The organism is Acidaminococcus sp. CAG:542 (genome assembly GCF_000437815.1).
GTDB lineage: Bacteria > Bacillota > Negativicutes > Acidaminococcales > Acidaminococcaceae > Acidaminococcus.
Map to the genome: position 1 here is coordinate 3651 of NZ_FR902103.1, position 12578 is coordinate 16228.

Annotated in this window: 12 protein-coding genes; all 12 read left to right on the forward strand. The window is 58.2% G+C overall.

Going from position 1 to position 12578, the window contains the following annotated elements:
* Window positions 1–282: 282 nt before the first annotated feature.
* The 12 genes from QVO43_RS09030 to QVO43_RS09085 all read left to right on the forward strand — a co-directional run bounded on the left by QVO43_RS09030 (window position 283) and on the right by QVO43_RS09085 (window position 12561).
* Window positions 283–1542 carry a saccharopine dehydrogenase family protein gene (locus QVO43_RS09030; RefSeq protein ID WP_022488192.1) on the forward strand — a complete coding sequence of 420 codons (1260 nt, stop codon included), beginning with the start codon at window positions 283–285 and terminating at the stop codon, window positions 1540–1542.
* Window positions 1542–2756, forward strand: a complete 1215-nt coding sequence (locus tag QVO43_RS09035; protein WP_022488193.1) for a carboxynorspermidine decarboxylase — start codon at window positions 1542–1544, stop codon at window positions 2754–2756. The genes QVO43_RS09030 and QVO43_RS09035 overlap by 1 nt, the downstream gene beginning before the upstream one ends.
* 186 nt (window positions 2757–2942) lie before the next feature.
* The gene (locus QVO43_RS09040) at window positions 2943–3845 is read left to right on the forward strand and encodes a phosphate ABC transporter substrate-binding protein (protein ID WP_022488194.1); all 903 of its coding nucleotides are present in this window, start codon (window positions 2943–2945) and stop codon (window positions 3843–3845) included.
* A gap of 46 nt (window positions 3846–3891) precedes the next feature.
* The gene (gene pstC / locus QVO43_RS09045; RefSeq protein WP_279126273.1) at window positions 3892–4767 is read left to right on the forward strand and encodes a phosphate ABC transporter permease subunit PstC; all 876 of its coding nucleotides are present in this window, start codon (window positions 3892–3894) and stop codon (window positions 4765–4767) included.
* A gap of 2 nt (window positions 4768–4769) precedes the next feature.
* Complete coding sequence (pstA, locus tag QVO43_RS09050; RefSeq protein ID WP_022488196.1) at window positions 4770–5642, forward strand: phosphate ABC transporter permease PstA; 873 nt, start codon at window positions 4770–4772, stop codon at window positions 5640–5642.
* Entirely contained in the window at window positions 5635–6420 is a 786-nt protein-coding gene (gene pstB / locus QVO43_RS09055) for a phosphate ABC transporter ATP-binding protein PstB (protein ID WP_022488197.1), read from the forward strand. Before pstA ends, pstB begins: the two co-directional genes overlap by 8 nt.
* Before the next feature lie 13 nt (window positions 6421–6433).
* A complete protein-coding gene (phoU, locus tag QVO43_RS09060; RefSeq protein ID WP_022488198.1) occupies window positions 6434–7102 on the forward strand; it encodes a phosphate signaling complex protein PhoU in 669 nt (222 codons plus the stop codon).
* A gap of 205 nt (window positions 7103–7307) precedes the next feature.
* Window positions 7308–9173 carry an alkaline phosphatase gene (locus tag QVO43_RS09065; protein WP_022488199.1) on the forward strand — a complete coding sequence of 622 codons (1866 nt, stop codon included), beginning with the start codon at window positions 7308–7310 and terminating at the stop codon, window positions 9171–9173.
* Between the two features lies 1 nt (window position 9174).
* A complete protein-coding gene (locus tag QVO43_RS09070; RefSeq protein WP_022488200.1) occupies window positions 9175–9609 on the forward strand; it encodes a hypothetical protein in 435 nt (144 codons plus the stop codon).
* A 66-nt stretch (window positions 9610–9675) separates the two neighbouring features.
* Window positions 9676–10338, forward strand: coding sequence for an ABC transporter ATP-binding protein (locus QVO43_RS09075; RefSeq protein WP_022488201.1), 663 nt, complete (start codon window positions 9676–9678; stop codon window positions 10336–10338).
* Entirely contained in the window at window positions 10332–11528 is a 1197-nt protein-coding gene (locus tag QVO43_RS09080) for an ABC transporter permease (protein ID WP_022488202.1), read from the forward strand. Before QVO43_RS09075 ends, QVO43_RS09080 begins: the two co-directional genes overlap by 7 nt.
* A 61-nt stretch (window positions 11529–11589) precedes the next feature.
* Complete coding sequence (locus QVO43_RS09085) at window positions 11590–12561, forward strand: LysR family transcriptional regulator (protein WP_022488203.1); 972 nt, start codon at window positions 11590–11592, stop codon at window positions 12559–12561.
* The last annotated feature ends 17 nt before the right edge of the window (window positions 12562–12578 follow it).

The following is a 12578-nucleotide window of genomic DNA, read 5'->3' on the forward strand; positions in this document are numbered from 1 at the left end:
TGTTGCTGGCGCTGTTGTAAAGGTATGCTGCAAAAGCAGCATACCAGCTGTAGAGCCGCACAGCGGCTCAAGTCTGAAGTCTGGAGTCTGGAGCCGAAGGATAAATTTGCAGGCAAATTTATGAATGTGTAAATCGGATCCGGTTTTACAAATTACTGAGGACCCGGCCATAAAGACGGGTCCTATCCTGGGGCTTCAGACTTCCGACTCCAGACTTCCGACTCAGGTCTGCTGCTTGTGCAGCAGACCTCTTAGACACAATATTCCAAGGAGGAAAATATCATGAGCAGAGTCCTTGTTATCGGCTGCGGCGGAGTTGCTTCCGTAGCCATCCAGAAATGCTGTCAGGTCAGCGATGTGTTCACCGAGCTGTGCATTGCCAGCCGGACCAAATCCAAATGCGATGCCCTGGCGGAAAAACTGAAAGGGAAGACCGCCACCAAAGTCACCACTGCCCAGGTGGATGCGGACCAGGTGGACCAGGTGATCGCCCTGATCAAAAGCTACCAGCCGGATCTGGTGATGAACATTGCCCTGCCTTATCAGGATCTGACCATTATGGATGCCTGCCTGGCCTGCGGGGTGAACTATATGGATACCGCCAACTACGAACCGGAAGACACGGACGATCCCAAATGGCGGGCCATCTACGAAAAACGCTGCAAGGAAGAAGGGTTCTCCGCCTACTTCGACTACAGCTGGCAATGGGCCTACAAAGAAAAATTCGAAAAAGCCGGCCTGACCGCCCTCCTGGGCTGCGGCTTCGATCCGGGGGTGACCCAGGCTTACTGCGCCTATGCCCAGAAGCATGAATTCGACACCATCGACACCATCGACATCCTGGACTGCAATGGCGGGGACCACGGGTACGCCTTTGCCACCAATTTCAACCCGGAAGTGAACCTGCGGGAAGTGTCCGCTCCCGGCAGCTACTGGGAAAACGGCCACTGGGTGGAAATCCCGGCCATGAGCATCAAACGGGAATACAACTTCGACCAGGTGGGAGAAAAGGACATGTACCTGCTCCACCACGAAGAAATCGAAAGCCTGGCCAAGAATATTCCCGGGGTGAAACGGATCCGGTTCTTCATGACCTTCGGCCAGAGCTATCTGGATCATATGCGCTGTCTGGAGGATGTGGGCATGCTGTCCACCACCCCCATCAACTTTGAAGGCCACGAAATCGTTCCCATCAAATTCCTCAAGGCCCTGCTGCCGGATCCGGCCAGCCTGGGGCCCCGGACCAAGGGCAAGACCAACATCGGCTGCATCTTCACCGGGAAGAAAGACGGGAAGGAAAAGACCTACTACATCTACAATGTGTGCGACCATCAGGCCTGCTACCGGGAAGTGGGCAGCCAGGCCATCAGCTACACCACCGGCGTGCCGGCCATGTGCGGCGCCCTGATGCTGCTTACCGGGAAATGGACCACTCCCGGGGTCCACACGGTGGAAGAATTCGATCCGGATCCCTTCCTGGATGCCCTGGACAAGCACGGCCTGCCCCGGAGCGAATCCCATGATCCGGCTCTGGTGAAATAATGGACTGGAACAAGGTGCGGGAAGAGCGGCCCGCCTTTGCAGGGCTCCGGGGGAAGACTCCGGAAGCCGCCTTCGGAGGGCTGACCACTCCCTGTTACATCCTGGACAAGGCAGCCCTCCGCCGGAACGGGGAGATCCTGAAAGGGGTCCAGGACCGGACCGGCTGCCGGATCCTCCTGGCCCAGAAGGCTTTTTCCAACTACGACCTGTATCCGGTGCTGGAGCCCTACCTGGCCGGCACCGAAGCCAGCGGCCTTTATGAGGCCAAACTGGGCCGGGAAGCCATGCCCGGGAAGGAAGTCCATGTGTTCTGCGGGGCCTACCGGGAAGACCAGATGGAAGAAGTGTGCCAGGTGGCGGACCATATTGTGTTCAATTCCCCCCGGCAGCTGAAGACCTGGGGCCCCATGGCCAAAAAGGCCGGGAAAAGCGTGGGGCTCCGGATCAATCCGGAATGTTCCACCCAGGAAGGCCATGCCATCTATGATCCCTGTGCCCCCGGCAGCCGGATGGGCACCACCCGGGCCCAGTGGGATGCCTGGATGACTCCGGATCTGGTGGAACTTCTGGACGGGATCCACTTCCACACCCTGTGCGAACAGGATGCAGATGACCTGAAAAAGACCCTGGATGCTGTGGAAGAAAAGTTCGGGGATGTGCTGCCCCACATGAAATGGGTGAACATGGGGGGCGGCCACCACATCACCCGGCCGGGGTACCACATCCCCCTGCTGGAGGAATGCATCCGCCGGGCCCAGAAGGCCTGGGACGTTACCGTGTACCTGGAACCGGGAGAAGCCTGTGCCCTGAACGCCGGGTACCTGGCCACCCGGGTGCTGGATGTGGTGGAAAACGGGGATGTGAAGATCGCCATATTGGACACCAGCGCCGCTTGCCATATGCCGGATGTGCTGGAAATGCCTTACCGGCCGCCTCTTTACGGAGCCGGGGAACCGGGAGAGCGGCCAGTGACCTGGCGGCTGGGCAGCGGTACCTGCCTGTCCGGGGACGTGGCCGGAGACTACAGCTTCGACGGGGACCTGGAAGTGGGGGACCTGCTGCTCTTCGGAGACATGGCCATCTACACCACCTGCAAGAACAACACCTTCAACGGCATGCCCCTGCCGGATATCGACGTGCTGGAAGAGGACGGGACGGTGAAGGTGCTGAAACGGTTCGGCTATGAAGATTTCAAGATGAGGTTGGGAAGGTAAAGGGGCTGTTGCTTGGGCAACAGCCCGGTCACGACCCCAAAAGACTGTTGCGTTTGCAACAGTCTTTTTTTTTTACAATTCTTTACAAAACCCTGCTCTTACTTTTTACATGGCTCTGGTATCTTATAGCCATAGACAAAAGCAATACTACTGTCATCATGGATTTTCTGTAAGGGAGCGATGAAGATGATTTTGAAAAACAAATGGAAAAAACTGGCTGTGACAGTCCTGGCTGGGATGATGGTCATGGGCGCTTTGGGGTGCGGCGGCCAGAAGGCTGCTGACACCAAGAAGCCGGCTGCGGTCAGCGGAAACATCACCGGGTCCGGTTCTTCCGCCCTGCTGCCTCTGGTCAAGGATGCTGCCGAAAGCTTCAAAAAGCAGCATAAGGAAGTGAGCATCAGCCTGAACGCCGGCGGTTCCGGCATGGGCCTGAAACAGGTTTCCGACGGATCCGTGGATATGGGGAACTCTGACGTACCGGCGGCTTCCAAACTGCCCAAAGACAAGGCTGACAAACTGGAAGACCACAAGATCTGCGTCATGACTGTGGCCACCATCGTGAACAAGGATGTGGCAGAAAAAGTCAAGAGCCTGACCAAACAGCAGCTTACCGACATCTTCACCGCCAAAGTCACCAACTGGAAAGAAGTGGGCGGCCCGGATGAACCCATTACCCTGGTAACCCGGCCCAAGACCTCCGGTACCCGTGCCCTGTTCGCCAAATACGCCATGGGCGGTGCGGAAGAAGCTTCCAACAAATCTCTGGAAACCGATAACTCCGGCCTGCTGGTACAGAGCGTAGCCCAGAACAAAGGGGCCATCGGTTATGTGGCTCTGCCTTATCTGACCAAGAATGACACCGTAGCCACCATCTCCATCGACGGTGTGGCTCCCACCCTGGAAAACACCTACTCCGGCAAATACAATGTGTGGGGGTATGAACACATCTACACCAGCAAGAATCCGAAAGCTGCCGTCAAGGCCTTCCTGGATTACATCCTGTCCGCCGACTACGGCAAACGGATCGAAGAACTGGGTTATGGTGTGAGCAGCAAGATGCAGGTTAAAGATACCGCTCATGATTAATGAAAAGGGTTCACAAAAGCTGGTACAGGTTCACCGCAAAGAGTCCTTGTCACAGACTGTAATCACGGCCTGCGGCATTGCAGCGGCCCTGCTGCCTTTCCTGATGGCCGCTTTCCTTCTTGTGAAGGGAAGCGGCACCTTTTGGGATTTCGGCCACAGTATTACGGAATTCCTGTTTTCCGCCCAGTGGAAACCCAGTGATACCATGGAGGGCGGCGGCCAGGTAGGGGCGGCCATGTTCATCAGCGGCTCCCTGGTCACCTGCTTCCTGTCTCTGGTATTTGCCCTGCCGGTGAGCCTGGCAGCGGCCATCTACATGTCGGAAATGGCGTCTCCGGCGGTACAGCGGCTGATCCGCCCGGTGGTGGAAATGTTCACCGGGATCCCTTCTGTTATTTACGGCTGGGTGGGCCTTACCGTACTGGTGCCCTTCCTCCGGAAAATCTTCCCCATGCCCTTCGGGTTCTCGGTACTGGCCGCGTCCCTGGTGCTGGCGGTGATGATCTTCCCGGTGATCACCACCATGGCCGCTGACGCCATGCTGGCGGTACCCAAGAGCTGGCGGGATGCTTCCTACGGTCTGGGAGCCACCCGGTGGGAAACCATCCGGAACGTGATCCTCCCGGCTGCCCAGCGGGGCATCTTCACCGGCGTGGTGCTGGGCCTGGCCCGTGCCCTGGGGGAAGCCCTGGCCGTGGCCATGGTCATCGGCCAGATGAAACGGTTCCCCACGTCCCTGTTCCTTCCGGCGTCCACCATGACCACGGTGATCGCCAACGACATGGGAGGTGCCATGGAAGGCGGGGAATACAGTGCAGCCCTGTGGACGTTGGGTCTGCTGCTGTTTGTGATTTCGTTCATCCTGATCTTTATCATCCATACCTTTGGTAAAGATCCCCTGAAACTGAAAGAGGAGGACTGACCATGGGAGACATTGCCAAGAAAAAGACCATGGACCGGTTCATGAGCCTGCTGTTCACCGCCGGCGCAGCCGGGTCCGCAGTCCTGCTCTTCGCCTTTATCCTGGATGTGGTGGGACAGGGCCTGGGAGCCCTCAGCACGGATATCCTGCTGAGCCTCCGGGACATGTTCTTCAACACCCTGTACCTGGTGTTCCTGGCCCTGGTGATCAGTGCCCTGTGGGGCATTCCCGCCGGGATCTACCTGGCGGAATACGCCCAGGACGGGAAACTGACCAACTGGGTGCGGATGGCGGTGGAGACCCTGTCTTCCCTGCCTTCCATCGTAGTCGGCTTGTTCGGCTACCTGGTGTTCATCGTCATGACCGGTTCCCAGTGGAACCTGATGGCCGGCGCCCTGTCCGTTTCCATCCTGACCCTGCCCCTTATGGTGTCGGTGACGGAAAACGCCCTGAAGGACCTGCCCCCTGAATACACCCTGGGCAGTCTGGGACTGGGGGCTTCCAAATGGCAGACCATCTGGAACGTGCTGCTGCCGGCCTGCCTGCCCCGGATCATGACCGGCCTGATCCTGGCAGCGGGCCGTGGCTTCGGGGAGGCCGCCGCGCTGATGTTCACCGCCGGGATGTCCACGGACATCGATTGGGGCAACTGGGACTTTAGCTCCACCACCTGCCCTTTGAACCCCTTCCGTCCCGGGGAAACCCTGGCCCTCCATGTGTGGGTCATGCGGACAGAAGCCCTGAGCCCGGATGCGGGCAAGATCGCCGGGGTCACTTCCGCCATCCTGATGCTGGTGGTGGTGCTGTTCAACGTACTGGCCCGGTACATCAGCTGGAGACTGGAAAAGAAGATGGAGGGAACTGCCGATGAGTGAGCAAGGAAACGGACCTGTTTCTCCGGAAACACTGGTCTTCGATATCCGGCACCTGAACCTGTTCTACGGGAAGCACCAGGCCCTGAAGGATATCAATATGAAAGTGAAGCGCAATGAAATCACCGCCCTGATCGGGCCTTCCGGGTGCGGCAAAAGTACCCTGCTGAAGACCCTGAACCGGATGAACGACTGGGTATCCGGCTGCCGGGTGGAAGGGAAGATCCTGTTCGAAGGAAAGGATATTTTCAAGGAAGTGGATCCTCTGGCCCTCCGGTACCGGGTGGGCATGGTGTTCCAGCAGCCTTCTCCTTTCCCCAAGAGCATTTTTGACAACGTGGCCTACGGCCCCCGTGTCCAGGGCATCACCAACAAAGCCCAGCTGACGGAGATCGTGGAAAAGAGCCTGCGCCAGGCGGCCATCTGGGATGAACTGAAGGACCGTCTGGACAAAAGCGCCCTGGGCCTGTCCGGCGGGCAGCAGCAGCGGCTGTGCATCGCCCGTACCCTGGCTGCCCAGCCTTCGGTGATCCTTATGGACGAACCCACCTCCGCCCTGGACCCTATTTCCACCCAGAAAATCGAAGACCTGGCTCTGGAACTGAAAAAGGATTACACCATCGTCATCGTTACCCACAACATGCAGCAGGCCAGCCGTATTTCTGACAAGACCGCCTTCTTCTACCTGGGAGAACTGGTGGAAATGAACGATACGGAAACCCTGTTCACCAATCCTTCCGAACCTCGGACGGAATCTTACATCACCGGCCGGTTCGGCTGAGAGAGGAGCCATTATGAGAGATGCCTATGTAAAGACCCTGGCGGAAATCCAGGACGATGTGCGGGTGCTGATCACCAGCCTGGAAAAGACCCTGGAAGAGACCAAGACGGCCCTGTTCAGCCAGGACCTGGACAAAGCCCGGATGGTCCGGGACGGGGACGACAAGTTCGACGAACAGATCCGGGGAATCATGCGGAAGGACCTGACCGTCCAGGTGCTCCAGTCTCCGGTGGCTTCCGACTGGCGGAGCCTGATGGGGACCTTCCGGGTGCTCAGCGAACTGGAACGGATTGCGGACCACTGCTCCGACATGGCCCTGTACATTGCCCGGATCCTGGAGCGGAATCCGGTGGTGAAGCCTCCTCAAGGGTTCAAAGAGATGTACGAGGACATGCAGTCCCTGCTGGAAGAAAGCTTCCGGTGCTACCTGGAAGGGGACGACGAAAAGGCCCGGTACATCGGGGACAAGGACGATATCGTGGATGCGGATTTCGAACGGCTGCTGCCCAGACTCACCGACGAGATCAAGAAAGATCCTGATGACGTGGCCTCTTACGTGGACTACGTGCTGCTCCTGAAATACATGGAACGGACCGCCGACCACGGCACCAACATCGGCAACTGGGTGCTGTACATGAAGAAGAACCTCTTGAAGGGGGACAATGGATTTACCATGGATTAAAGAACAAGGGGCTGTGAAAAAATGAAGAATCATTTTTTTACAGCCCCTTGTTTGTCACTGGTCAACGCCCCTAAAATTTGACATAAATTTGACAATCTGTTGACTGGATTATGACATGGATTCCGTATAGTTATAGCTGTGCAGAAACCAGTTCATTTCATTTCTCTGCAGCTACCAGCAGGGAAATCTTTTAGGAGGCATATTCATGGAAAAAAAGTGGCTGAAACGTGCGATCTTGTCTGCAGTGCTGGGAAGTTCCTTCCTGGGCCTGCTGCCCTCTGTGGAAGCGGCGGAAGTCCGCATCCTGCCAGTGGACAAGGCCAAGTTCTGGGCCGGGGCCAAATTTGACTTCGATGTGGAAGTGAAAGGGGACCAGCAGCTGAAGGATGTGGCCATTACTGTCAATGGCCAGCCGGCAGACAAATTCTTCGGCCGGAATCTGGTGAAGAAAGATCTGGGCAACGGGGTGACCAGCTACCGGGCCGACCAGGTCACCTTTCCCAAGACCGGGGCTTATGAAGTGAAAGTCACCGCTCAGGATGGGGCCGGTAAAGGGGTTTCCGCCGCCGGCTACACCGTGGTCAGCGAAAAGGCTCCCAAACGGGCCAAGAACGTAATCCTGTTCGTAGGGGACGGCATGAGTCTCCAGGCCCGGGAAATCGCCCGGATCCTGTCCAAGGGCATGACCAATGGGAAATACAACGACCTTTTGGCTATGGAAAAACTGGAACACAATGCGGTGATCACCACCAGCGGCTATGATTCCCTGGTCACTGACAGTGCCAACTCCGCTTCCGCTTATGCCACCGGCCACAAATCCGTGGTGAACGCCATGGGTGTCTATGAAGACTCCACCAAGGATCCTTTCGATGATCCCAAAGTGGAAAACATCTCCGAAATCGTCAAACGGACCCGGGGCATGTCCGTAGGCGTGGTAACTCAGGCAGAATCCACCGACGCCACCCCCGCCGCCATGATCGGCCATACCCGCCGCCGGGCCAGACAGGACTGGCTGGCTTCCAGCTATCTGTCTCAGTATCACCGCCCTGACGTGATCATGGGCGGGGGCTCTGCCCGGTATCTGCCCCAAAGCACTCCGGGTTCCAAACGGAAGGACAACGACAATGTGATCCAGGATTTCAAGGATCTGGGCTACACCTTTGTGGGGACTTCCACGGAAATGAAGGCGGCGCCCAATGACAAACCGCTGCTGGGACTGTTCCACACCGGGACCATGAATGTATATCTGGACCGGGAAATGCTGAAGGATCCCCAGGTGCTGAAAGGGTTCACCGACCAGCCCAACCTGATGGACATGACCAAAAAGTCTCTGGACATCCTGTCCCGGAACCCCAATGGTTTCTTTGCCATGATCGAAGGAGCTTCCATCGACAAGCAGCTCCATGTGATGGACTGGCAGCGGGCCGCTTACGATACCATTGAATTCGACAAGGCCATCCAGTATGCCGAAGAATGGAACAAGAAACGGGGCAACGACACCCTGATCATTGTGCTGGCCGACCATGCTCACGGGATTTCCATCAGCGGCACCTATCATGAACGGGATGGGAAGAAGGGCACGGAAGCTGTGCGGGTATACCAGAATTCCATCTTCCCCACCTTTAAGGATGCCGACCATGACGGATTCCCTGACAATCCGGATCCGGACGTAACGTTGGCGGTCCAGTATGCCAACCATCCGGAATACTACGAAAACTATCACTTTATGAAGAGACCCACTCCGCCGGCCTTGTCCGTAACGGAAACCAAACAGGAACAGTCCGCCATTGGGGACAAGGTGGAATTCCATCAGGTGACCAAGGCCAGCTCCAAAGCCAACCCGGCCCGTATCCATCCGGGAGACCCGGCGGAACTGATGCCGGCCAACACCCCCAAGGATGATCCTCAGGAATGCCACAGTGCCGATGATATCCTGCTGAACGCAGGAGGACCCGGGTCCGAATACTTCAAGGGCACCATGGACAACACGGAAGTGTTCTTCGGGATGCTCCGGGCTCTGGGTATCGACGGCAACAAGACCAAGGTCCATCTGACCCAGGACAAGAAATAACATGGCCTGGCTGAAGCGGGGCCTCCTGGCCCTTGTACTGACATTGTCCCTGGCACTGCCGGCTGCAGCGGAGGGCCTGTCCTTCGATGAGCTGTACAGCGGCTACTCTTCCGAAGGCCTGACCTTTTCCGACAAGGTCCAGAACCTGGCGGGGAGCACGGTGACCATGACAGGCTACATGGCCCCGCCTCTTACGCCAACCATCCGGTTCTTCGTGCTGACGGAAGTGCCCATGTCGGTGTGTCCCTTCTGTTCCACCGACGCGGACTGGCCGGACAACATTGTGGTGGTGAAACTGTCGGAACCGGTGACCGCCCTGCCCTACGATACCCCCATTACCGTTACAGGGACCCTGGAAACCGGCAGTGAAACCGATGAAGAAACAGGCTTTGTGAGCCAGCTGCGGATTGCGGCAGACTCCGTAGCCGAAGAATGATCCAAGAAAAGGAGGCTCCCGGCCCACCCGGCCGGCCCCTCCTTTTTTGCGCGGGAGGCAAGGAATATGCTGGAAGTGGAAAACCTGATCTGTGAATACCCGGAAGGGGAGGGGAAGACCGTGGTGGGCCTTGCTCTGCCGTCCTTCCAGATGAAAGATGGGGAAGCCTGGGGGGTGGAAGGCCCTTCCGGCAGCGGCAAGACCACCCTGTTCCATTGTCTGGCCGGGCTTCTGACCCCCACCCGGGGAAAGATCCTGGTGGACGGGGTGGAGCTTACCGGCCTTTCCGAACCGGAACGGGCCAAATGGCGGGCAGAAAACCTGGGCTATGTGTTCCAGGAACCCAAACTGCTGCCCTTTCTCACCATTGGAGAAAACATCCGTCTCAGTGCCTATATGGCCGGGAAAAAGTTGGAAGAAGTCCGGCTGCGGGACCTTCTCCAGGAAGTGGGGCTTCCGGACTGCGAAAAACGGTTCCCCCGGCAGCTCAGCGGCGGGGAACGGCAGCGGGCGGCGTTTGTCCGGGCCATTGTCAGGGAGCCCCGGCTGCTGCTGGCGGACGAACCTACGGCCAGCCTGGATGGACGGAACAGCGAGAGGCTCCTGGATCTGCTCCTGGTGTACCAGGCCAAAAGCCGGTGCATGCTTCTGTGTGCCAGCCATGATCCGGCGGTCAAGCGTCGGTTCACCCGGAAGCTGGAACTGCGGAAGGAGGGAGAAAAATGCTGAAACTGGCTGTCCTTTCCCTTATCAGGCGGCCCCTCCGGTATGGGCTGCTGATCCTTCTTACAGCAGTGGCCTGTGCCCTGCCGGTATTTGTGATCCAGCTGGCCGGGGGTCTGTATCAGGGCCTGAACCGGGCAGCGGCTCCCTTTCCCATCCTGGCCGGAGCCAAAGGATCCCCTTACCAGCTGGTGCTGAATACGGTGTTCTTGCGGGACCGGCCCATTGGAAACATTCCCTATGGAGAAGTGGAGACTCTCCGGCAAAGCGGAAAGGCCACTCAGGTGCTGCCCCTGGCTTTTGGGGACAGCTACCGGGGGTTCCGGCTCTGCGGCACGGAACCGGCTATTTTTTCCTATATGGTCCCCGGGGAGAAAGCTCCCTGGCTGGTGCCTGCTCAGGGCCGGGGTTTTGAAGGCTCCGGAGAAGCGGTGCTGGGGGCGGATACTGCCCGGCTTACAGGACTAAAAGTGGGGGATGTGTTCCAGTCCAGCCATGGATTCATTGCCAAAGGAAAAGCCCACAACCATCCCTATCGGGTGGTGGGGATCCTGGCTCCTGTCCATGGGCCTTATGACAAGGCCATCCTGGTGCCTTTGGAAGATATCTGGGAAGCTCACGCCGGCCATGGCGCCGCCGCTCTCCATACAGGAGAAAAAGGCGACGTGACCGCCATCCTGGTCCGGCCCAAAGGGTACGGGGAAGCCATGCAGCTTTTGAGCGCCTGGCAGCGGAAAAAGAACAGTCCCTCCCAGCTGCTGTTCCCGGCCCAGAGCCTGATCGCCCTGTACGGCATGGTGGGCCAGAGCCGGCAGTTCTGGACCATGATCTCCCTGGGGCTCCTGGGGGCCGCCACCCTGGTGACCCTTTTGGCCCTGTACTGGGACGGCACTTCCCGGCTGGAAGAATGGGCCCTGCTCCGGGCTCTGGGGGCCAGCCTCCGGAAGACCCAGGGCCTGCTGCTCCTGGAACAGTTCCTGCTGCTTCTTGTGGGCAGCACCCTGGGGTGGCTCCTGGGCTATGGAGGGAGCCTTCTGGCGGCGGCCGGGATCGGCCAGCAGGCGGCGGTGGAAATGAGCCGCACTCCCCTGTGGCAGGGCTTCCTGGCCCCGCTGCTCCTTGTGGGAGCCGGCACCCTGGGCGGGGTGATCCCCCTGTGGCTGCTGCGGAAAAAGGATATTGCCCCGTATCTCTGAGGGGCTATGGTATAATGAGAACCATACGGACGGAAGAAATCGAAAGAAAGCAGGAAAAACCATGACTTTACAACAATTGCGCTATATTGTGGCCATTGCTGAGGCAGGGACCTTCAGCGGGGCGGCCAAAGCCCTGTTCATCACCCAGCCCAGCCTGACCAAGATGGTCCGGGAACTGGAACGGGAAATGGGCATCCAGATCTTCGAACGGACCAACAAGGGGGTCCATCTGTCCAGGGACGGGGAGATTTTCCTGGGCTATGCCCGGCAGGTGCTGGAACAGGCGGATCTCCTGGAATCCCGGTACAAGAAACAGGCTGGAGGCAAGCAGGAATTTACCGTGTCCACCCAGCATTATTCCTTTGCGGTGAACGCCTTTGTGGACCTGATCAAGGAATACGGCCGGGACGCCTACGACTTCAGCCTCCAGGAGACCCAGACCTACACCATCATCGACGACGTGGCCCATATGCGCAGTGAAATCGGGATCCTGTACTACAACGATTTCAACAAGGCCGTCCTCCAGAAAATCTTCAAGGCCAACGACCTGGTGTTCCGGGAACTGTTCGTGGCCCGGCCCCATGTGTTCCTGAACGCCTCCCATCCCCTGGCAGGCCGGAAAAGCGTCTCCATGGAAGAATTGGCCCCCTATCCCTATTTGTCCTATATCCAGGGGGACCACAACGCCTTCTATTTCTCCGAAGAGATCTTCAGCACCGTGGTCCGCAGCAAGAACATCCGGGTCACCGACCGGGCCACCCTGTTCAACCTGCTGATCGGCCTTAACGGATACACCGTGTGCAGCGGGGTCATCGACCAGAAGCTGAACGGGGCCAGCATCATCGCCGTGCCCCTCCAGAAAGAAGGGGACATGCACATCGGCCTTCTGACCCACAAACAGACCCATCTCAGCCGCCTGGGGAAAGCCTATGTGGAGGCCCTGGAACGGTATATTGCCGGGGTCCAGGGGCAGGAGCAGTCCCCAGTCACTAGTCAGCAGCTTAGGGAGGAAACCTGCAGGGCGGGTTCCTGAAAACGTATGAAATCCGG

Coding starts and splice junctions, on each gene's coding strand:
- QVO43_RS09080 (WP_022488202.1), top strand. CDS start 10,332: ATGCTGAAACTGGCTGTCCTTTCCCTTATCAGGCGGCCCCTCCGGTAT.
- QVO43_RS09075 (WP_022488201.1), top strand. CDS start 9,676: ATGCTGGAAGTGGAAAACCTGATCTGTGAATACCCGGAAGGGGAGGGG.
- QVO43_RS09070 (WP_022488200.1), top strand. CDS start 9,175: ATGGCCTGGCTGAAGCGGGGCCTCCTGGCCCTTGTACTGACATTGTCC.
- QVO43_RS09030 (WP_022488192.1), top strand. CDS start 283: ATGAGCAGAGTCCTTGTTATCGGCTGCGGCGGAGTTGCTTCCGTAGCC.
- pstA (WP_022488196.1), top strand. CDS start 4,770: ATGGGAGACATTGCCAAGAAAAAGACCATGGACCGGTTCATGAGCCTG.
- QVO43_RS09085 (WP_022488203.1), top strand. CDS start 11,590: ATGACTTTACAACAATTGCGCTATATTGTGGCCATTGCTGAGGCAGGG.
- QVO43_RS09065 (WP_022488199.1), top strand. CDS start 7,308: ATGGAAAAAAAGTGGCTGAAACGTGCGATCTTGTCTGCAGTGCTGGGA.
- QVO43_RS09040 (WP_022488194.1), top strand. CDS start 2,943: ATGATTTTGAAAAACAAATGGAAAAAACTGGCTGTGACAGTCCTGGCT.
- pstB (WP_022488197.1), top strand. CDS start 5,635: ATGAGTGAGCAAGGAAACGGACCTGTTTCTCCGGAAACACTGGTCTTC.
- phoU (WP_022488198.1), top strand. CDS start 6,434: ATGAGAGATGCCTATGTAAAGACCCTGGCGGAAATCCAGGACGATGTG.
- QVO43_RS09035 (WP_022488193.1), top strand. CDS start 1,542: ATGGACTGGAACAAGGTGCGGGAAGAGCGGCCCGCCTTTGCAGGGCTC.